Genomic DNA, 20191 nt, shown 5'->3' with positions numbered 1-20191 from the left:
ACCGTTGTCTTACGCGCGACGGAGAGAGTGACAGTGCAGGCGATCAGCAACACACGGCGCGGGTGGATCGTGGCGCTCGCGTTCACCGCGATCATGCTCAACTATGTCGATCGCCAGATCATCGCGCTGCTCAAGCCGATGCTGCAGCTCGAATTCGGCTGGAGCGACCGCGATTACAGCCATATGGCCTCGGCATTCCAGTTCTGCGCCGCGGTGTCGTTCCTGGGCACGGGCTGGTTCATCGACCGCATCGGACTGCGGCGCGGCTTCGCGATCGGGGTGGGCGCGTGGAGCCTTGCGGGGATGGCGCACGCCTTCGTCAGCAGTGTGACCGGGTTCATCGGGGTGCGCGCGCTGCTGGGCGCGGCGGAGTCGATCGGGACGCCGGCGCAGGTGAAGACCGCCGCGACCTACTTCCCGCCCGAACAGCGCTCGCTGATGCTCGGCATCGGCAACATGGCGTCGAACTTCGGCGCCGTCATTGCGCCGCTGACGATCCCCGCGCTGGCGCTGGCGCTGGGCTGGCGCGCGGCGTTCCTGATCGCGGGCGGGCTAGGGCTGGTGTGGGTCGTCGTGTGGCTGCTGGTGACGCCGCGCACGTCGAGCACGCCCGGTGCGGCGGACGGTGACAAGGGTGCGAATGTGCCGTGGGGCGTGCTGCTGCGCGATCGGCGGCAATGGGCGGTGATCGCGGCGAAGGCGCTGAGCGATCAGGTGTGGTGGTTCCTGCTGTTCTTCATGCCCGACATGTTCAACCGCATGTTCGGGATGAGCCAGGGCGAGCTCGGTCTGCCGATCGCGATGATCTATTTCCTCGCCGCGCTCGGATCGCTGAGCGGCGGGATCCTGCCGACGTGGCTGCTGTCACGCGGGGTGAGCGTCAATCGCGCGCGCAAGGGTTCGATGCTGCTCTACGCCTGCCTGATTCTGCCGGTGCCGCTGGTGCTGCTGACGGGCGATCCGTGGGTGGCGGCGGGATTGCTGGGGCTCGGGCTGTTCGCGCACCAGGGCTTCTCGACCAACGTGTTCGCGATGACCGCGGATATCTTCCCGTCGCGGATGATCGGCACCGCGATCGGGATCGGCGCGTTCGCGGGCAACCTCAGCGGCATGGGGATGATCGAGCTGGCCGGCTGGTCGCTCGACAATGGCCACGGCTACACGCCGCTGATGCTGATCTGCGGCGGATCGTATCTGGTGGCGCTGGCGTGCATCCACCTGCTGGTGCCCAGGCTGGTGGTGGCGGAGCCGGGGGTGGCGAAGGTGGCGCCTGTGGGGCATTGAGGGCACGCGGTTAGCCGGCGCGTTCGACGGGGCGGGATGGTTATTTGTGATGCAGATATCGGAAGCTTTTGCGTCACGCAGATCCGCAAAGCGGCCGGTCGGCTCACGCCCACTTGCAGACATCCCCTACCGAGATGGGTTGTCGTATTTTCCTGCTGCCGCGCTTTTACGATGTAGCCCTCAGCACTGCGAACCAAATCCTCTTGCAGCGGGATCGCCCCACTGGGCATAATTGGTAGTGAAGCAATATCCGGCCATCGGTTCTCGATTGCTGGCACAATCGCCTCCCGAAACTGGCGCGAACGACCTGGATCGCTTCCAAGTGAAAACGAAATCCACACTCGTCCTAGACGATCTTGGAAATCCATCGCGGATGCAATTGGTTCGTCATCGTCCTTACCGCGCCAGACTGTTGCGTTGAAGGTTTGTTTTGAAACCTCCGACGTGACCTTAAGTTCGTCTGCTGTCGCAGCATCGACGTGAAATCCAAAAGCTTTAGCTTTCTCGCTTAGCAGCGCGACAAAACGCCGCTTGTCGGAAGCGGTTCGCAGTGGGACTTCGTAAGCTGCGACGGTCTTCGCTGATTTTGGCTGTTCTACGGAGCCGCAGGCCGCGCACAGGAGCAGGGAGGAAAAAACCACGCGGATCATGAAGGCAGGATCGACTGTCGCGAGGCGTCGGTCAACGTCTGCTCACCACCATTCATCGCCATTCAGACCGCTTCCCTAGATCATGATGCCCGATGCCGGAGAGCCATAATCCGACAGGTCATCGCAGCATCCGTCGGGCTTAGCCTCGTCCGGATGCTTGCGCGCCAACGTCGGGCGCGGCAGCGTGTCGGCTTCGCAATGTAGCATCAGAGACAGGCATGAGGATCGAGGATTTGACGGACGCGGAGCTGGCTTTGCGGCCGCATCGGATCCGCGGCCCGGTGGCTGATTTCCTGCTGAGCCGAGGCGCGATCACGTCGGGGCGTGCAATCGCCTATTCGCCGAACGACCCCGCCGCTCATCGTGACTTCGCGAGGCTGCGAGCGATGCAGGTGGTGAGATCGACGACGGATGGGCGCTGCTGGTTCGATCTGAGAACCTACTATACCATTCAAAACGACCGCGAGAGGATGCGCGCGATGATCGCGGTTCCGGTCGCGATCATTGCCGCGTTTGTGGCCACGCTGTTCTATCGCGGTTGAGAGCCGTAAGCCGCCGGTCTGCTGTCGCCCAACGACGGACGTTCAGCCCAACTTAGCCACCGCTCAAAGCCGGACGTACTGTGCCATTGGCCAGAGGCGACATCAGCGATCAGCGTGAAACCCACCAAGCAACCGCCAGTCAACGGGTTTGAGCCAGTGGGTTGCCCGTGGCGAAACACGACCCGCAGACTTTTCGCCTTCAGAACACCAGCGCGATCCACCCCGAAATGTTGATTGGCGGAAGAATGGCTTTTTGCAGTCTTTGCGGGATCGATAATAGTCCTACAGACGATCGGGGGGAAAAGCATGATTAAGCGCGCCTTTTGCATATTGCTTGCCGTGCTGAGTCTTCCAATCGCAGCTGACGCACAGCAACTGCCCCCGGACCAAGCGGCAATGCGCGCACACGTGGCTTATCTTGCATCGGACGAGCTGAAGGGGCGCGAGGCGGGCACGCCGGAGTATGAGAAGGCAGCTCGCTATGTGGCCGATCAGATGGCCAAGGCCGGACTCAAACCCGCGGGTGACGCGGGTTCTTGGTTTCAGAAGGTGCCCCTGCTCGCCTCTAGGGCTTCGGCCGAGCCCAGCATGACTCTGAATGGAACGCCACTTGTCTTCGGTGTCGACTACACGCTGCGGGGCAGCTCTGCGCAGGCGTCGACCGACGTGTCAGCACCTGTGGTATTTGCCGGCTATGGCGTCGTCGATGCCGCTACCGGCCGCGACGATTACAAAGGGCTCGATGTTCGCGGCAAGATCGTTGCGATATTTCTTAGCGGGCCCAAGGGCTTGAACAGTGAGATCGCCGCGCATTTAGGCTCGCGCCCGGATCGGCTGCGGCAGGCGGCAGCGCATGGTGCTGTCGCGTCATCATGTTGTGGACCGATCAGACCGACAGGATCGCCCCGTTTGCGCTTCTAGCCAAGGATTGGCAGGCACGCGGCGTTGCCTGGACCGACCCTGACGGAACGCGGCCGGACCCCGGCGCGCCGCTACTCGCGATCATGAGTTTTGCGGGCGCGGAGAAGCTATTCGCCGGCTCGCCCGTCGCATGGCAGACGGCGCGCGAGGACGATACGGCAAGCAGGCCGGCCAAGACCGGACCGCTGGCGGTGGCGGTAGCGATGCGGAAACGCTACGATCTCGAGCGCATTTCCAGCAGCAACGTCGTTGGCCGTCTGCAGGGCAGTGACCCCAATCTTGCCGATCAGGTTGTGATCCTATCGGCGCATCTCGATCACATCGGCGTCACGGGACCGGCGACCGGCGACACCATCAACAATGGCGCGATGGACAATGCCGCCGGCGTCGCCTCGCTGATCGAAGCCGCAAGGCTTTTCCAAATCCAAAAGAAAAGGCCGCGTCGATCGGTGTTGTTCCTGGCCGTAACCGGCGAGGAAAAGAACCTGATCGGATCGGAATTTTACGTGAGCCATCCGACCGTGCCGAAGGAGAACATCGTCGCGAACGTCAATCTCGACATGCCGATCCTGACCTATCGTTTCATCGATCTTGTCGCCTTCGGTGCCGAACGATCGGGGATCGGCCCAGTCGTGGCGCAGGTCGCCAAGGGGAAGGGGCTGGCGCTCGTACCCGACCCCAATCCAGGCCAGGCGAACTTCGTGCGAACCGACCATTACAACTTCGTGCGCCAGGGCATCCCCGCCATCTCGTTGGCAACTGGTCCGGGCGGCCCTGGCAAGGCCGCTTTCGAGGATTTCTTCGCTCGTCATTATCACCAGCCTTCAGACGACATTTCGCTGCCCTTCGATTGGACGGCGGGTCGCGAGTTCGTGAAGGTCAACTATCTGATCGCCAAGACCATAGCGGATGCCGCAGATCGTCCTCGTTGGGTGAAGGGGGACTACTTCGGTACGCTATACCAAGGGCCGATGTCGCCATGATTGTCCGGCAGTGGAGCATCAGCGCGTAACTCACTGCAGCAACTAGCGCGCTGAACGGACACCAGGTTTGAAACATGAGCGGGACATGGCGGAACGGCGACAAATGAGACGCATCGCTCCCGTCGCGAATTGGCTGAACGAACGTCTTCCCAGGTGGCCTTGCCGCCCGAAAAGGGACGGGTCGCTAGCCACCACGTCTCGCCGTTCATGATGCGAAGCCAACAAGATTTGCGTCGCGGGTTCAGCGAGGGGGGCCGTCACGCCGAACAGCCCCTCCCCTGCCCCTCCCGCAAGCGGGAGGGGATTCTGGATCAGAAGTTCACGCGGCCGGTGACGCCGTAGTAGCGGTCGGCGTCGCGCGGGATCTGGTAGCGATAGGCGTTTGCCGGGCCGCCGTTCTGGATCGCCGCGGCGTAGCTCTGGTCGAACAGGTTGCGGACCTGGAAGGTCAGGCGGAAGCGATCGTCCTGGTCGCCGACGCCGGCGGACAGGTTGACCAGGCCATAGCCGTCGATCGTGCCGAGACGGCGCTGCACGGCGTCAGGCGAGAACAGCGCGAGCTGCTTCGACTGGTAATTGCCCTGCGCGCCGAGGAACACGTCGAACGCGCCGCCGGTGCGCAGACGATAATCCATGCCGAGCGAACCCTTCCACTTCGGCGCGAACGGCAGTGAGGTGCCCGCGGGGATGATCGCCGTCACGGGTGCGCCCGGCGCCTGGAAGAACTGATCGACCTTCGCATCGGTGTAGGCAACGCCGCCCGAAATCGACAGATCGTCCATCAGCCGCAGCGCGATATCGGCCTCGACACCCCGGGTCGAAACTTCACCCGCGTTGGTGAAGCGGGTGACCACGACGCCGGCGACCAGATCCGGGTTGTTCGCCTGGAAATTGTCGTACTTGGCGTAGAAAGCGGCGAGGTTCAGCGTGAGTGCGCCGTCGAACAAGGTGTTCTTCAGGCCGATCTCGTAGCTGTCCGACGTTTCGGGCGCGATCACGTTCGTGCCGTTCGAGTTGAGGTTGTAGAAGACGTTGAACGCCGGCCCCTTGTAGCCGCGCGTCCAGCCGCCGTAGGCCACGACATCGTCGCTGACGTCGAACTGCAGCGATGCCTTGCCCGACCAATTGTCGTTGGTGGTCTTGCCGCGCCACGCGATACCGTTCGAGGCAGCAACCGCCCCCGTCTGCGCAGCAGCCGGTGTGGCACCCCCGGCGAGCAGCGCATTGTAGCGATCGAACACGCCCTGATCGAAGTTCGCGTTGACGCCCGGGCCGGCGAGCGTCGTCGCGCGGCTGTGCCACACGTTCAGCTGATCGGTGGTGTAGCGCACGCCGCCGATGAAGCGGAAGCGATCGGTGAAGTTCGCGGTGAACTGGCTGAACGCGGCGATGTTCTGGAAGATCGACCCGAAGGTCGCGACGCCGAACGGGTTGGTCGTCGCGGGCGCCCCGGCGCTGCCGCACGGGATCAGCGTCGTCGGCGCGGTCGCCGCGTTGCAATTCACGACCGAGCGACCGAACGTCCGCTCCGATGCAGCGCGCGAGTAATACAGGCCGACCACGTAGGAGAGGAACTGGCGCGACGGCGAGGTGAGGCGCAGTTCCTGGGTGAACGTGTCGCCCGTCTGCGGGCCGACGTCATGCAGCTGGTTGAAGCCGACGTACGGTGCGGCCAGGAAATCACCGTCGCGGATCTCGGTGTTCGAGAATTCGCGATAGGCGGTGATGCTGGTGACGGTCTGCGTGCCCAGTTCGGTATCGATCTGGACCGAGGCTCCATAGCCTTCTTCCTGCGTCCGCGTGATGAGGTTCTGGTTGATGCGGCGCGTCTCGTCGCCGCGCGGGGTCGGCAGCACGGCGGAGATCGGGCTGGTGATGCCGACACCGGCGCCGTTGAGCGGCCCGGTGCCGATCACCTCGGCACAGCAATCATCGTCGTTCTTGTGATAATCGGCGATGATCGCGATCGTGGTGGCGTCGCTCGGCATCCACTTCAGCTGCACGCGGCCGCCGAAATGCTCGTAACCGTTGACGCGACGCCCACCGAACGCGTCGTTGCGGATGTTGCCGTCGAAGCGGCTGTAGAAGCCGGTGAAGCGCGTCAGCAGCGTATCGCTGATCGGGATGTTCAGCGCGCCGCGTACGCGCGCCTCGTCACCACCGGTGAAGTAGCTGCCCTCGACATAGCCGCCGAAATCGCGCGTCGGCTGCTTGGTGATGATGTTCACCACGCCGGCCGAGGCGTTCTTGCCAAACAATGTTCCTTGCGGGCCGCGCAGCACTTCCATCCGCTCGATATCGACGAGGTCGCTGAATGCTTCGCCGGTGCGGGCGAAGACGACGCCGTCGACGACCGACGACACCGACGGCTCGCCCGCGATCGAGAAGGTCGTCGTGCCGACGCCGCGCAGGAACAGCGACTGGTTGAGCGTGGTGCCCGACTTCTGGAAGTTGAGCGCGGGGACGAGCGCGACCGCGCCATCGAGGCCCGGCGCGCCGGTCGAGCTGAGCGCCTCGCCGCTGATCACCGAGACGGCGAGCGGCACGTCCTGCAACCGCTCGCTGCGCTTCTGCGCGGTGACGACGATGTCGCCGCTGGCCAGATCGGCCTCGGTCGATTCGGCGGCAACGCCGGGCGCTGCGGCGGTCTGCTGCTGATCGGTGACCGGCGTGGCGACCTGGCCCTCCGGCGACATCGCCTGCGCGACCGCAGGCTGCGCTGCTACCGCAATCCCGCACGTGGCGGCGAGCAACAGCGCCTTTGACGAGAAACTAAGCATTACCCTCTCCTACCCCAAACCTGATCAGCGCGATGATGTGCGCGCTGCCAACGCCTCGCGCGGCCGATCGGGCGGCGTTTGCCAGCCCAATCAACCGCTCGCGGCATCAATTGATTGTTTCCCATAGGCTCAGTTGGCCCTATAAGACAACGGTGTCTTATTTAGCGCCCCCCGCTCGCTCCGTTGCCCTTGGCGACACTGGTCTCACCGTCAGCACGATCGCGTGGGGCATGTGGCGCTTCCGCGGCACTGACGTGGCGGCTGCACGCACATTGGTCGAAGCGGCGCTCGATGCCGGCATCACCCTGCTCGACACCGCCGATATCTACGGCCCCGACAATGACGAGGATTTCGGCGCGGCCGAGGCGCTGCTGGGCCGCGTCTTCGCCGAAGCGCCGAGCCTGCGCGATCGCATGGTGCTCGCCTCGAAGGGCGGCATCAGCATGGGCGTGCCGTATGATTCGAGCGCAGGCTATCTGGCGAGCGCGATCGACGCATCGCTGACCCGGATGCGCTGCGACAAGATCGATTTGTACCAGATCCATCGCCCCGACCTGCTCGCGCATCCGCAGGAAGTGGCGCGCGCGCTCGACGATGCGCGCACCGCGGGCAAGATCACCGCGATCGGCGTGTCGAACCACACGCCGGCGCAGACCGCGGCGCTCGCCGAATACCTCCCCGTCCCGATCGTGAGCCATCAGCCGGAATTCTCCGCGCTCGTGACGACGCCGTTGTTTGACGGCATCTTCGATCAGGCGATGCAGCGCGGCATGGCGGTGCTCGCCTGGTCGCCGCTGGGCGGCGGTCGCCTCGCCGATCCGCAGGACGAGCGCAGCCGCGCCGTTGTTGCGTTGCTCGACGCGAAGGCGACCGAAGCCGGGGTCGATCGCGCCGCGGTCGCTTATAGCTGGATCATGGCGCACCCCGCGCGCCCAATCCCGATCGTCGGCACACAGAATGCGTCGCGGATCGCCACGATCCCCGACGCCTACACGCCGCAATGGACGCGTGCCGAATGGTATGCGGTGCTGCAGGCGAGCATGGGGGAACAATTGCCGTGACGGGTTCGACCAACCAACAGTGCGAAGTCAGCTGGTTCTCGGCGCTGTGCGACGACGATTACGAGTTCCTCGGCGTGCCCGATCCCAAGCTGAAATCGAGCTGGGAGCATTGCCGCGATATCGTGCTGCAGGCCGAGAGCGGCGGGTTCGACAATATCCTGCTGCCGTCGGGCTATGCGCTGGGCATCGACACGACCGCCTTCGCCGCGGCGATCGCGACGCAGGTGGAGCGTATCCGGCTGCTGATGGCGGTGCGGATCGGTGAAAGCTGGCCGCCGCAGCTCGCGCGGCAGATCGCGACGATCGACCGCATCCTGGGCGGGCGGCTGACGGTGAACATCATCTCGTCCGACCTGCCGGGCGAGACGCTGGCAAGCGCGCCGCGCTATGCCCGCACGCTCGAAGCGATCCAGATCCTCAAGACGATGCTGAACGGCGAGCCGCTCGACCATCAGGGCGAGTTCTGGAAGCTGAAGCTCGATCCGCCGGCCGTCACCACCGTATCGGGCAAGGCGCCGCCGCTGTATTTCGGCGGGCTGTCGCCGGATGCGCGCGAGGTCGCGGCGCAGGGGGCAGACGTCTACCTGATGTGGCCCGACAAGAAGGAAGCCGTGCAGGCGATCATCGACGACATGACCGCGCGCGCGGCGAAGCACGGCCGCACGCTCAAGTTCGGCTATCGCGCGCATGTCGTTGTGCGCGATACCGAGAGCGAGGCGCGCGCCGCCGCCGACCGGCTGCTGTCCAAGCTCGACGCGAAGGAAGGCGAGGCAATCCGCAACAAGTCGCTCGACACGACCTCGACCGGCGTCGCGGCGCAGGCGGCGTTGCGCGAAGGCGCGACGGATGACGGCTATGCCGAGGAGAATCTGTGGACCGGCGTCGGGCGGGCGCGCTCGGGTTGCGGCGCGGCGATCGTCGGCGATCCCGATCAGGTGCTCGCCAAGCTCAAGATGTACCAGGACATGGGGATCGAGGCGTTCATCCTCTCGGGCTATCCGCACGCCGCGGAGGCGGATCTGTTCGCGCGGCACGTGTTGCCGAAGTTGAGCCATGGGCCGCTGATTCTCTGAACGGACACGAGCGGGGCGGAATACTCCCCGTTCGCCCTGAGGAGGTGCCGAGCGCAGCGAGGTGCCGTCTTGAAGGGCATGTGCTTCGAGACGGCATTTCGACAAGCTCAATGCCTCCTCAGCACGAACGGTTGGGGTGAGGAATGCCGCCCGACGCGGCGCAGCAAGAGGCGAGGAATGATCATGGCTGAGTGCTTTCCGCGTCAGTTCGCGGCATGACGGTGGTGCTTCTTCCCGCGGAGAACGGCTTCGACATTCTCGCGGGCGACACGCTCGTCATTCGGCATCGTGCGGATGCCCCGGCGCTGTTCGTCGGCACCGGGCGGCCGCTGGTGGACATGTATCGGGGGAATTACTTCCTCGAGGACCGGCTCGACGAGCGGATCGCGTTGCGCGAGGCGGCGATCGAGGGCGACACGGTGACGCTGTCGGCGGGCGGGCGAGCGCTGCTGGCGGTGACAGTGCGCGACGGGGCGCTGCATCTGGCGGCGCTCGATCCGGCGCTCAATCGTTTCTGGCTCAATTGTATCGGCGAGGCGGGCGAACGGCTGTGGGGCGGCGGCGAGCAATTGTCGTATGTCGACATGGCCGGGCGGCGGTTTCCGATGTGGACGTCCGAGCCGGGCGTCGGGCGCGACAAATCGACGCTGCTGACCTTCCAGTGCGATCGCGATCACCGTTCGGGCGGGGATTATTGGAACACCAATTATCCGCAGCCGACGTACCTGTCGTCGCGCCGCTATGCGCTGCACGTCGATACGACCGCCTATAGCTGCTTCGACTTCCGCGACGCCGCCGCGCCCGCGATCGAGGTGTGGGAGATCCCCGCAAAGATCGAGCTGTTCGCCGCCGCTCGCTTCGCCGCCCTTGTCGGCGCGCTTTCCACCCGCTTCGGCCGCCAGCCGTTGCTGCCCGAATGGGCCTATTCGGGCGCGATCCTCGGGTTGAAGGATGGTGCGCGCAGCTTCGAGCGGATGGAGGCGATCATCGCCGCGGGCGCGGTGGTCACTGGGCTGTGGTGCGAGGACTGGGTCGGCTTGCGCGTCACTAGCTTCGGCAAGCGGCTGTTCTGGGATTGGAAGGCGAACGATGCGCGCTATCCGCACCTGCGCCAGAAGATCGCCGAGCTGAGCGATCGCGGGATCCGCTTCCTGGGATATATAAATCCGTACCTGGCGGTCGACGGATCGCTGTACGCGGAGGCGGCGGACGCTGGCTATCTTGCGCTGCGGCTCGATGCCGACGCGCCCTATCTGGTCGATTTCGGCGAGTTCGATTGCGGGATCGTCGATTTCACCAACCCCGCCGCCGCCGACTGGTTCGCCGATCGCGTGATCGGGCGCGAGATGCTCGACATCGGCCTGTCGGGCTGGATGGCCGATTTCGGCGAATATCTGCCGACCGACGTGCGGCTTTACGACGGCACCGATGGCATGATCGCGCACAATGCCTGGCCGACGATCTGGGCCGAGGTGAACGCGCGCGCGATCGCCTCGCGCGGGAAGACGGGCGACGCGGTGTTCTTCATGCGCGCGGGCTTCTCTGGAGTCGGCGCGCATTGCCCGCTGCTGTGGGCGGGCGATCAGTCGGTCGATTTTACGCGGCATGATGGGATCGGCACGGTGATCCGTGCGGCGCTGTCGTCGGGGCTGGTCGGCAATGCCTATCACCACAGCGATCTGGGCGGGTACACGAGCCTGTACGACAATGTGCGGACCGCCGAACTGCTGATGCGCTGGAGCGAACTGTCGGCCTTCTCGCCGGTGATGCGCAGCCACGAGGGCAATCGGCCGGATACCAATTTGCAGCTCGATAACGACGCGGCGGTGCTGGCGCATTTCGTTGCGATGACGAAGGTGCATGCCGCGCTCGCGCCCTATGTCGCGACGCTCTGCGCAGAGGCCGCAGCGACGGGGCTGCCGCTGCAACGGCCGCTCTTCCTCGATTATGAGGATGACGCGGCCTGTTGGGGGCTGGAGACGCAGTATTGCTACGGCCGCGACCTCGTTGTCGCGCCAGTGATCGAGGCTGGGGCGGAGCGATGGCGTGCGTATCTGCCCGCGGGTGCGCAGTGGCGGCATCTGTGGTCAGGGGAGACGTTTTCGGGCGGTGCCGAAGTGGTGGTCGCGGCCCCGCTCGGCCAGCCGCCGGTATTCTATCGTACCGACAGCGCGCATGCCGACTTGTTTGCGTCGATTGGTGCGCTCTAGGTTGGTCAGAATGGCCCCACCCCAACCCGTTCGTGTCGAGCAAAGTCGAGACACCATACGCAGCGCCTGGGACATGTCCCTCGACTTCGCTCGGGACGAACGGGGGTGCCAGTGACCAAATACGCCACGCTGCCGCTCGCGGCGGATCTCTACAACGATCTCGAGCCCGCGCCGCCGCATAGCTGGCGCGATCTCGTCCCCGGGCTGATGGTTGCGGTGCTCGCGACGATGGCGGCGGCGCTTGTGGCGGATCATTACAATGCACCGCTCACGTTGATGGCGCTGCTGATTGGGCTCGCGCTAAACTTCCTCGGCGCAGATCCGCGGATGACGCCGGGGCTCAGCTTCGCCTCCAAGACGCTGCTGCGCTGGGGCATCGTGCTCGTCGGCGCGCGGATCACGGTGGGGCAGATCGCCGGGCTTGGGCCAATGACCTTGCTGGCGGTGGTCGTGATCCTGCTGCTGACGCTCGGCGCCGGAATCCTCGTTGCGCGCGCGACAAACCTGGGGAGCGCGTTCGGCACGCTGGCGGGCGGCGCGGTGGCGATCTGCGGCGCGTCGGCGGCGATGGCGCTGGCGACCACGCTGGGCGAGCGCCGCGCCAACCAGGCGCAGCTCGCGCTCGTGCTCGTCGGCATTTCCGCGGCGAGCGCGGCGGCAATGTTCCTCTACCCCAGCCTCGCGCACCAGCTTGGCCTCAGCGACCGGCAGGCGGGCTTCGTGCTCGGCGCGTCGATCCACGATGTCGCGCAGGCGCTCGGCGCGGGCTACAGCTATTCCGACACCGCCGGGCAGATCGCGGCGATCGTGAAGCTGACGCGCGTCGCGCTGCTCGCCCCGGTGCTCGCGCTGGTCGCGGCCTTCTACCGGCCCGAGGACGGCAAGAAGACGGGCATCACGCTGCCGTGGTTCGTCGTCGGCTTCTTCGTGTTTGCCGGGATCAACTCGCTCGGCGTTATCCCCGCGGTCGTCGGCCGCGGCGCGCAGGATATCGCGACCGCGTGCCTCGCGTGCGCGGTCGCCGCGACGGGCATCCGCGCGCCGATGAGTTCGCTGCTCGAGACGGGGATGAAGCCGCTGCTGGTGATCCTCGCGGCGTCGCTGGCGGCGCTGCTGCTGTCGCTCGCCGCTGCGCTGCTGCTTCTTTAATTACTCCCCTCCCGCTTGCGGGAGGGGCTGGGGGAGGGGCTGTCCAAACAGGGACACGTGCGGCGACCAAAGACACGCCCTCCCCCGACCCCTCCCGCGAGCGGGAGGGGAGTTAGAGCGCGAAGATCTTGCCCGGATTGAACAGATCGTGCGGATCGAGCGTGCGCTTGATCGCGCGCATCACGTCGACCGCCTCGCCAAGTTCCGCGACCAGCCACGGCTGCTTGCCCAGCCCGATGCCGTGTTCGCCGGTGCACGTGCCATCCATCGCCAGCGCGCGCTCGACCATCCGGTCGTTGATCGCCGCCACCTCGGCGTGTTCCGCGGCGCTATCGGGATCGAGCGAGAAGATGACGTGGAAATTGCCGTCGCCGACATGGCCGACGATCGTCGCCGGCACGCTTGCGCGTTCGAGATCCTGCTTGGTCAGCGCGATACATTCGGTGAGCCGGCTGATCGGCACGCACACGTCAGTCGTCCAGCCGACCCCGCCCGGGCGCAGCGCGATCGCGGCATAATAAGCCTCGTGCCGCGCCTTCCACAGCCGCGCGCGCTCCTCGGGCCGGTTCGACCAGGCGAAGTCGCCGCCGCCATTCTCCGCCGCGTGCCCGCGCACCAGCTCAACCTGCTCGGCGACGCCAGCGGGCGATCCGTGGAACTCGAAGAACAAGGTCGTGACCTCGGGCAGATCGAGCTTCGACCACAGGTTCACCGCGCGGATCTGAACGTCGTCGAGCAATTCGACCCGCGCCAGCGGCACGCCGAGCTGGATCGCCTGCACCACGGTGTCGACCGCGCCCTCGAGCGTCGCGAAGCCGCACACCGCCGACGAGATCACCTCCGGGATCGGGTGCAGCCGCAGCGTCACTTCGGTGATGATGCCGAGCGTCCCGTCCGCGCCGACGTATAGCCGCGTGAGATCGTAGCCGGCGGCCGACTTGCGCGCGCGCCGCGCGGTGCTGATTACGCGGCCGTCGGGCGTCACCACCGTCAGGTTCAGCACCGCCTCGCGCATCGTGCCGTAGCGCACCGCATTGGTGCCGCTCGCGCGCGTCGAGGCCATGCCGCCCAGCGTCGCGTTCGCGCCCGGATCGATCGGGAAGAACAGCCCGGTATCGCGCAGATGCTCGTTGAGCTGTTCGCGCCGCACGCCGGCCTCCACCGTGCAGTCGAAGTCCTCCGCGCGGACCGCGACGATGCGGTTCATCTCGGCCATGTTCAGGCTGATGCCGCCACGCACCGGCACGGCATTGCCCTCGATCGACGTGCCCGCGCCGAACGGAACGATCGGCACGCGGGCGGGCACGCAGATGTTGACGAGATCGACCACGTCCTGCGTCGAGCGCGCGAAGACCACGGCATCGGGCAGCACGGTCGCGAAATGCGCCTCGCTCGATCCATGCTGCGTGCGGATCGACTCGCGCAGATCGAGCTGCTCGCCGAACCGGCTGCGGAGCGCATCGAGCACTGCGGGATCGAGCGAGGCGCGGACGGGAGTGGGCGCATGAAGCATGGGTGATCCCGCAATACCGGCTTCGCGGTGGAAGCGCCACCGACGGACGATGTCGCGGAGCCATCGTCCGGCGCACGTCTCAAGCGGCGGACTTTTCAGATCACCGGTTGCGTGTGCGCCACGGAGGTCAGGCGACCCATTCGCTCGGATCTGGCTCGTTGCCGATCAGCGCCAGCCCGTGTGCGATCGAGGTAAGCTCGCCGCCGGTGGCGATCCGTTCGGTGCCGAAGCGCCGATCGAAGAGCGCGCGGATCGCGGGGATCAGCGAGGAGCCGCCGGTCAGGAACACCCGGTCGATCGCGCCGCCCTCGAGCCCCGCGCGCGCCAGCGCGGTATCCAGCGCCGCTTCGATCCGCCGCAGATCGTCCGCGATCCACGCCTCGAAGTCCGCCCGCCGCACCGTCTCCGCGATCTCCACGCCGCCGCCGTCGAAGGCGAACACCGCTTCCTCGCTGGCGGAGAGCGCGCGCTTCAGCTCGCCCACCGCATCGTACATCGGGAAGCCCTGCTCATGCTCGATCAGCGCGATCATCCGCCCGATCGGCGCCGGATCGACCGCATCGCGCTGCAACTTGCGCAATTCCTCCAGCGTACGGCGGTTGCGCATCATCGCGAGGCGTGACCAATCGGCGAAATCGGTGAAATAGCCGCCGGGGATATCGAGCAGCTTGCCGAACGAGCGATACTGCCCGCCCTTGCCGAGCAGCGGCAGCACCAGCCGATCGACGATCCGCTGGTCGAAGCGGTCCCCCGCGATGCCGATGCCCGCCGAGGCGAGCGGGACGCAACGGCGCGCGGCGCCCGGCTCGGCGACGCGGACGATCGAGAAGTCGGTCGTGCCGCCGCCGAAGTCCGCCACCAGGATCGTCGCCGGCTCGGTCAGCCGCGCGGCATAGCTGAACGCCGCGCCGAGCGGCTCGTAGACATAGTGCAGCTCGATCCCGAACCCTTCGAGCATTAGATCGTAGCGCTGCCGGGCGAGCGCCTGATCGGGCCGCGCGCCGGCATATTCGACCGGTCGGCCGACGATCACCCGCCGTGGGCGATCGTCGAGCGCGCCGCCGGCATGCGCCACCAGCCGCTGGATGAACAACCGCCCGAGATCCTCGAAGCGGAACGGCTTGTTGAAGATCAGCGCGCGTTCGAACGACGGGCTCGCCGCGACGGTCTTGAACGACTGGACGAAGCGGCTGTCGAGCGGCGATTGGAGGTATTCGTCGATCGCCCACGGTCCCGCCTCGTGCGCAATGCCGTTCCAGGCGCTTTGCTCTTCCCAGAAGCACAGCGCCGAGCGGAAGACCGCGCCGGTGGCAAGCTCGCCGGCAAATTCTACCAGATGCGTGCCCCCTGCCCCATCGGCGAGCGCGGCGACGGTGTTGGTCGTCCCGAAATCGAGCCCGAGCGCGCGCGGTGTCGTATCGCTATCCACCATATCGTCCTGTCGTTGGGGGGCCGACCCGCGGGGCGCGCGCCTATGCCACGCTGCCGGGCGAGGGGCAACGTCTCCGCCTCAACGAACTATGCTCAAGTGATGGCCAGCGACCTTCGGGTTCGGCGCTTAGCGCCCCACCACGTCGCGGCGCATCGGTGCGAGCTTGGCAAGGAAGCGGTTCTGTGCGGCGAACGGCACGCCCTCGGCCTGCATCGCGGCCTGCAGGTTCTCGACCACGCGGTTCATGTCCGCTTGCTGGACGCCCATATCCTTGTGCGCCGCGCGCATGTCGCGCCCGGTGTAGCTGCACCCGGCGTTGAGAATGTAGCAGAATTGCTCGAACAGCGTGCGTTTGAAGCGGATCTTGTCCTGATTCATGAAGATCTCGCCGACGCGCGGATCGGCGAAGTTCCTCGCGACGAAATCGTCGACGATGCGGCGGATGCCCTCCTGACCGTTGAACGCGCGCGCCATCGCGTCGCCCTCGAACGGCCGCGCGCCGGCATTGGCCGCGTCCACCTGGTAGGGATCGACCGCTCCTTCCCCCGGCATCGCATGCGCAGCAACCGGTGTGCCCTGCGGGGCAAGTAACAAGGCGAGCGCGGCGAGGAACATGCGGGTTTCTCCGAGGGGCAGAATCAGAAGCTGCCCTGCAGCTGGAACAGCACACCGCGCTGCTTGTCGAACGTCGCGATCGAGCCGAGGTCAGTATAGGCGACGGTCGCGGTCAGGTGCCGGTTGATGCCGTATGCGGCGAAGGCGTCCCACCAATCATCCTCGCGCGCGATGGCGAGGTTGCTCGGCTTGGTGCGATATTCCGCCCCCACCACGAAGCGGCGCGAGAATTGATAGGCCGCCGATCCCTCGACCTGGAGCTGGTGGCGATTGCCGAGCGCACCGCCATGGCCGAGCAGGCCGAGCTGGTTCGCCTTGGTCGCGCGCACGGTGACGTTGGTGAGCAGCGACCAGCGCAGAAACAGCTTCGTCGCCGAAGCAAAATAATCCGCCCCCTCGCGCTCCGCCGCGCCCACCGCCGTGACGATCGGCGCATCGAGGCTCTTCTTGTACTGCACGCCGACCGCGATCGCGGGCATCCATTCGGGGCCGTAGACCATGTCGCCGGCAACGCGCACCTTCGCGCCCCACACGTCCTGGTCGAACTTGAAATCGTTGCCGAGGCCAAGCGCGCCGCCGACCTTGTTGGTGTCGAACACTTGCCGCGCGAAGCTCAGCTCCACCCGATTCCACGCGCCGGCCGCGACGGAAAAACTCCGGAAATCGTAGTCGCGCAGTTCGGCGACGGTGGCGCTCGCCTGCACGCCGACGCCGTCCTTCGTCGCGTTACCCGCGATCACCGCCCATGGGGTGAGCCCGCCGCCTGCAGCGCCCTCGATCGTGCTGATGCCGTTGGTCAGCAGCAGCTTGCCCGGCGCGCCGAGATCCTGCGCGGTGGCGGACGATGCAGCGCCGAGACTGATGGCGATGCCCATGATCGACGTCAGGCAACGAGCGCGGAGGCGGCGGTTCATATCCAGTCGGATGAACCATTCGTGGTTAAGGTTCGGTTGATCCGTCCGGCTGCCCGCGTGCGTTTACGAGAGTTTGACGCATTGCGGCGATAGCGGCGGCATGAAGATCGCGATCGTCCTCGCCGCAACCTGCCTCGCTGCCCCGCTTCCCGCCCTTGCCGGCACCGTCACCGTCCGCATCGTCGACGCGGCGGGCGCGGCGGTGCCCGATGCGGTGGTCACGATCCATCCGGCCGCCGGAGCGCCTGCCGGGCCGCTCCGCTTCCCCTGGGCGAACGCGATGGTGCAGCGGAACATCGCGTTCAATCCCGGCACCTTGATCGTGCCGGTCGGCGCGACGGTCAGCTTCCCCAATCAGGACAAGGTTCGCCACCACGTCTACAGCTTCTCGAAGCCGGCGAAGTTCGAACTGAAGCTGTTCGGCAAGGATGAAAGCCGCAGCTACACCTTCAAGACCCTGGGTGCGGTGGCGCTCGGCTGCAACATCCACGATACGATGTCGGGCTTCATCAAGGTCGTCGACACGCCGTTTGCGGACAAAACGGGCAGTGCCGGCGACGCGCGGATCGCCGGCGTCACGGCTGGCCGGTCGCAGCTGACCATCTGGCACCCGCGGCTGCGATCGAAGCTGAACGAAATGTCCTTCCCGCTCGATGTGCCGGCGACGGGCGACGTCGCCAAGCGCATCACCATCATTCTGCGCTAACCCGATGCCGCACGCGATCCTTGCCCTCCGCTCCCTTGCCGCAGCCCTCGCCGGCAAGGTCGCAGGATCGCTGACTGCAAAGCTGACGCTGTTCTATGCCGCGCTCTTTGCGCTGGTAACGGCAATGATCCTGATCGGCGCCAGGACCGGGATCAACAGCACCGCCGAACGCATGATCAAGAGCGAGATGGAAGCGAGCGCCAAGGTGTTCGATCGCGTCACCGCGATGCGCTACGCTCAGCTCGGCGAAGCCAGCCGCGTGCTGTCGGCCGACTTCGGTTTCCGCGGCGCGGTCGCGACCGAAGACGCGCCGACGATCGCCTCGGCACTCGATTCGCTGCGCGGGCGGCTCGATCTCGACCAGGCCTTCTACGTCGGCGTCGACGGGGGGATCGTCGGCTTCCGCGGCCGGATTGCCCCGGCAGATGCGCGGGACCTGCACGCTGCGCTAGAGGAGGGGCGCAGCCGCGGCGTACTGCGGATCGGCACGACGCGGTTCAACGCCGCCGCTGCGCCGGTCAAGGCACCGGTCACGCTGGGCTGGGTCGTGTTCGCCAACGGGCTCGACGCGCGCGAGATGGCGCGGCTCGCCAAGCTCGCGTCGATCGATTTGGCCCCTCGGATCGTCCCGGCCGCCACCTTGCCCGCCGACCAGCGCGGCGCGGCGATCGAGCGGCGCGAAGGCGGGCAACGCATGCTCGTCCAGGCCTCGCCGATTGCCTCGTTCCGCACCGACGAGCCGCAGATGCTGCTGCTGCAATACAGCATGACCAAGGCGCTGGCCGAGTACAGCCCGATGCTCTGGCTGCTGCTGGCGTGCGGCGTTGTCGGCGTCGCGGCGGCAGGCGCGGGCGGCTGGCTGCTCGCGCGCCGCATCACGCGGCCGATCACTGCGCTTGATGGCGCTGCGCGAATGGTCGCGAGGGGCGAATATGCGCAGGTGCGGATCGAGACGCGCGACGAACTCGGCACGCTCGCCGCGAGCTTCAACCAGATGGTCGACGATATCGGCGCGCGCGAGCGGCAGATCACGCACATGGCGCTGCACGACGCCCTCACGGGGCTGGCCAATCGCGTGCTGCTGCGCGAGCACCTCGCCATCACGCTCGCGCGCCCGATCGCCGGCCGGCAGCAGGCACTGTTCTGCCTTGATCTCGACGAGTTCAAGGCGGTTAACGACACGCTAGGCCACCCTACCGGTGACGCGCTGCTGTGCGACATCGCACGGCGCCTGAGCAAGTTCGCCGGCGACGGCTTCGTCGCACGGCTGGGTGGCGACGAATTCGCGCTCGTCATGGACGATACGAAGAACACGCTGGACCGCATCGCGCATGAATTGACGCGAGTCGTCGCCGAGCCCTGCATCGTCAACGAGCACCGCATCGTGCCGGGCACCAGCATCGGGATCGCCATCCTAGGCATCGACGGTGCCGATGCCGTCACGCTCACCAAAAACGCCGATCTCGCGCTGTACCGCGCCAAGCACGACGGGCGTGGCGGATATCGCTTCTTCGAGCCGGCGATGGATGCCGAGGCGCGCAAGCGGCGCCAGATGGAAATCGATCTGCACGACGCGATCAGCGGTGGCCAATTGTCGCTGATGTTCCAGCCGCTGTTCGATCTGTCGCAATCGCGCGTGTCGGCGTTCGAGGCGCTCTTGCGCTGGAATCACCCCGAGCGTGGGCTCGTCTCCCCGGTCGAGTTCATCCCGCTGGCGGAGGATACCGGGCTGATCGTGCCGATCGGCGAATGGGTGGTGCGCGAGGCATGCCGCGTCGCGCGTTCATGGCCCGACAATGTGCGCGTCGCGGTGAACGTCTCGCCGGTGCAGTTCCGCAGCCCGGGGCTCAGCACCGTGATCCTTCAGGCGCTGTCCGAAAGCGGCCTCCCGCCGCAGCGGCTCGAGCTGGAGATCACCGAGAGCCTGTTCATCGACAATCCCGAAACCACGCTCGCCTCGCTGCACAGCCTGCGCAGCCTGGGCGTGCGCGTCGCGCTCGACGATTTCGGGACGGGCTATTCGTCGCTCAGCTATCTGCGCGCTTTCCCGTTCGACAAGATCAAGATCGATCGCAGCTTCATCATCGATCTGCTGAAAAGCGACGGCGCAACCGCGATCATCAAGTCGATCACGACGCTCGCCGAGGCGCTCGGCATGGAGACCACTGCGGAAGGCGTCGAGAATGCCGACCAACTCGATATCCTGCGCGAACAGGGGTGCAGCCACATTCAGGGCTATTATTTCAGCCGCCCGGTGGTGGAGGAAGAAGTTATCCGAATGCTCGGACGCGCCACGATGGGCGGCGTTCGCGTCGCGCGCTGAGCAACGAACGCCGCGCCTGCCTATTCTGAAAGCAT

Annotated in this window: 16 protein-coding genes; 10 read left to right on the top strand and 6 right to left on the bottom strand. The window is 66.2% G+C overall.

Going from position 1 to position 20191, the window contains the following annotated elements:
• Positions 1-33: 33 nt before the first annotated feature.
• Positions 34-1284, top strand: a complete 1251-nt coding sequence (locus LLW23_RS13130; RefSeq protein WP_228945957.1) for an MFS transporter — start codon at positions 34-36, stop codon at positions 1282-1284.
• Between the two features lie 725 nt (positions 1285-2009).
• Here the strand turns inward: LLW23_RS13130 and LLW23_RS17550 are convergent.
• Complete coding sequence (locus tag LLW23_RS17550; protein ID WP_270049236.1) at positions 2010-2141, bottom strand: hypothetical protein; 132 nt, start codon at positions 2139-2141, stop codon at positions 2010-2012.
• An 11-nt stretch (positions 2142-2152) separates the two neighbouring features.
• Between LLW23_RS17550 and LLW23_RS13125 the strand changes: the two genes are divergently transcribed.
• The 3 genes from LLW23_RS13125 to LLW23_RS13115 all read left to right on the top strand — a co-directional run bounded on the left by LLW23_RS13125 (position 2153) and on the right by LLW23_RS13115 (position 4380).
• Positions 2153-2476, top strand: a complete 324-nt coding sequence (locus LLW23_RS13125; RefSeq protein WP_228945956.1) for a hypothetical protein — start codon at positions 2153-2155, stop codon at positions 2474-2476.
• Between the two features lie 306 nt (positions 2477-2782).
• Complete coding sequence (locus LLW23_RS13120) at positions 2783-3397, top strand: protease-associated domain-containing protein (protein ID WP_228945955.1); 615 nt, start codon at positions 2783-2785, stop codon at positions 3395-3397.
• A complete protein-coding gene (locus LLW23_RS13115) occupies positions 3349-4380 on the top strand; it encodes a M28 family peptidase (protein ID WP_228945954.1) in 1032 nt (343 codons plus the stop codon). Before LLW23_RS13120 ends, LLW23_RS13115 begins: the two co-directional genes overlap by 49 nt.
• Positions 4381-4691: 311 nt before the next feature.
• On the opposite strand, the gene LLW23_RS13110 is transcribed toward LLW23_RS13115, so the two are convergent.
• On the bottom strand, positions 4692-7160 hold the full coding sequence (locus LLW23_RS13110; protein ID WP_228945953.1) for a TonB-dependent receptor: 2469 nt from the start codon (positions 7158-7160) through the stop codon (positions 4692-4694).
• Positions 7161-7390: 230 nt separating this feature from the next.
• Here LLW23_RS13110 and LLW23_RS13105 point away from each other — a divergent pair, with 230 nt between their 5' ends.
• The 4 genes from LLW23_RS13105 (at position 7391) to LLW23_RS13090 (ending at position 12653) form a co-directional block, all read left to right on the top strand.
• Positions 7391-8221, top strand: a complete 831-nt coding sequence (locus LLW23_RS13105) for an aldo/keto reductase (protein ID WP_228945952.1) — start codon at positions 7391-7393, stop codon at positions 8219-8221.
• A complete protein-coding gene (locus LLW23_RS13100; protein WP_228945951.1) occupies positions 8218-9294 on the top strand; it encodes an LLM class flavin-dependent oxidoreductase in 1077 nt (358 codons plus the stop codon). Before LLW23_RS13105 ends, LLW23_RS13100 begins: the two co-directional genes overlap by 4 nt.
• Positions 9295-9485: 191 nt before the next feature.
• On the top strand, positions 9486-11504 hold the full coding sequence (locus LLW23_RS13095) for an alpha-glucosidase (protein WP_333473772.1): 2019 nt from the start codon (positions 9486-9488) through the stop codon (positions 11502-11504).
• Between the two features lie 111 nt (positions 11505-11615).
• Positions 11616-12653, top strand: a complete 1038-nt coding sequence (locus tag LLW23_RS13090; protein WP_228945950.1) for a YeiH family protein — start codon at positions 11616-11618, stop codon at positions 12651-12653.
• A 112-nt stretch (positions 12654-12765) separates the two neighbouring features.
• Here LLW23_RS13090 and LLW23_RS13085 read toward each other — a convergent pair whose 3' ends face one another.
• The 4 genes from LLW23_RS13085 to LLW23_RS13070 form a co-directional block, all read right to left on the bottom strand.
• Positions 12766-14166, bottom strand: coding sequence for an FAD-binding oxidoreductase (locus LLW23_RS13085; RefSeq protein ID WP_228945949.1), 1401 nt, complete (start codon positions 14164-14166; stop codon positions 12766-12768).
• Positions 14167-14293: 127 nt separating this feature from the next.
• Positions 14294-15598, bottom strand: a complete 1305-nt coding sequence (locus tag LLW23_RS13080; protein ID WP_228945948.1) for an Hsp70 family protein — start codon at positions 15596-15598, stop codon at positions 14294-14296.
• Positions 15599-15724: 126 nt separating this feature from the next.
• The gene (locus LLW23_RS13075; protein ID WP_228945947.1) at positions 15725-16213 is read right to left on the bottom strand and encodes a group I truncated hemoglobin; all 489 of its coding nucleotides are present in this window, start codon (positions 16211-16213) and stop codon (positions 15725-15727) included.
• A gap of 23 nt (positions 16214-16236) precedes the next feature.
• A complete protein-coding gene (locus LLW23_RS13070) occupies positions 16237-17127 on the bottom strand; it encodes a DUF3034 family protein (protein ID WP_228945946.1) in 891 nt (296 codons plus the stop codon).
• Between the two features lie 100 nt (positions 17128-17227).
• On the opposite strand from LLW23_RS13070, the gene LLW23_RS13065 reads away from it, so the two are divergent.
• Positions 17228-17833, top strand: a complete 606-nt coding sequence (locus tag LLW23_RS13065; RefSeq protein ID WP_228945945.1) for a cupredoxin domain-containing protein — start codon at positions 17228-17230, stop codon at positions 17831-17833.
• A gap of 4 nt (positions 17834-17837) precedes the next feature.
• Positions 17838-20156, top strand: a complete 2319-nt coding sequence (locus LLW23_RS13060) for a putative bifunctional diguanylate cyclase/phosphodiesterase (RefSeq protein ID WP_228945944.1) — start codon at positions 17838-17840, stop codon at positions 20154-20156.
• Positions 20157-20191 lie beyond the last annotated feature (35 nt).

This window comes from Sphingomonas radiodurans (assembly GCF_020866845.1).
GTDB lineage: Bacteria > Pseudomonadota > Alphaproteobacteria > Sphingomonadales > Sphingomonadaceae > Sphingomonas > Sphingomonas radiodurans.
Note: the sequence above shows the minus strand (reverse complement) of the source record. Positions and strands in the feature narration are given on the sequence as shown.

What these genes read in the sequence shown, in the direction of transcription:
- LLW23_RS13085 (WP_228945949.1), bottom strand. Translation starts at nt 14,166, where the DNA reads ATGCTTCATGCGCCCACTCCCGTCCGCGCCTCGCTCGATCCCGCAGTG.
- LLW23_RS13065 (WP_228945945.1), top strand. Translation starts at nt 17,228, where the DNA reads ATGAAGATCGCGATCGTCCTCGCCGCAACCTGCCTCGCTGCCCCGCTT.
- LLW23_RS13075 (WP_228945947.1), bottom strand. Translation starts at nt 16,213, where the DNA reads ATGTTCCTCGCCGCGCTCGCCTTGTTACTTGCCCCGCAGGGCACACCG.
- LLW23_RS13060 (WP_228945944.1), top strand. Translation starts at nt 17,838, where the DNA reads ATGCCGCACGCGATCCTTGCCCTCCGCTCCCTTGCCGCAGCCCTCGCC.
- LLW23_RS13125 (WP_228945956.1), top strand. Translation starts at nt 2,153, where the DNA reads ATGAGGATCGAGGATTTGACGGACGCGGAGCTGGCTTTGCGGCCGCAT.
- LLW23_RS13105 (WP_228945952.1), top strand. Translation starts at nt 7,391, where the DNA reads ATGTGGCGCTTCCGCGGCACTGACGTGGCGGCTGCACGCACATTGGTC.
- LLW23_RS13120 (WP_228945955.1), top strand. Translation starts at nt 2,783, where the DNA reads ATGATTAAGCGCGCCTTTTGCATATTGCTTGCCGTGCTGAGTCTTCCA.
- LLW23_RS17550 (WP_270049236.1), bottom strand. Translation starts at nt 2,141, where the DNA reads ATGCTACATTGCGAAGCCGACACGCTGCCGCGCCCGACGTTGGCGCGC.
- LLW23_RS13115 (WP_228945954.1), top strand. Translation starts at nt 3,349, where the DNA reads ATGTTGTGGACCGATCAGACCGACAGGATCGCCCCGTTTGCGCTTCTA.
- LLW23_RS13110 (WP_228945953.1), bottom strand. Translation starts at nt 7,160, where the DNA reads ATGCTTAGTTTCTCGTCAAAGGCGCTGTTGCTCGCCGCCACGTGCGGG.
- LLW23_RS13070 (WP_228945946.1), bottom strand. Translation starts at nt 17,127, where the DNA reads ATGAACCGCCGCCTCCGCGCTCGTTGCCTGACGTCGATCATGGGCATC.
- LLW23_RS13080 (WP_228945948.1), bottom strand. Translation starts at nt 15,598, where the DNA reads ATGGTGGATAGCGATACGACACCGCGCGCGCTCGGGCTCGATTTCGGG.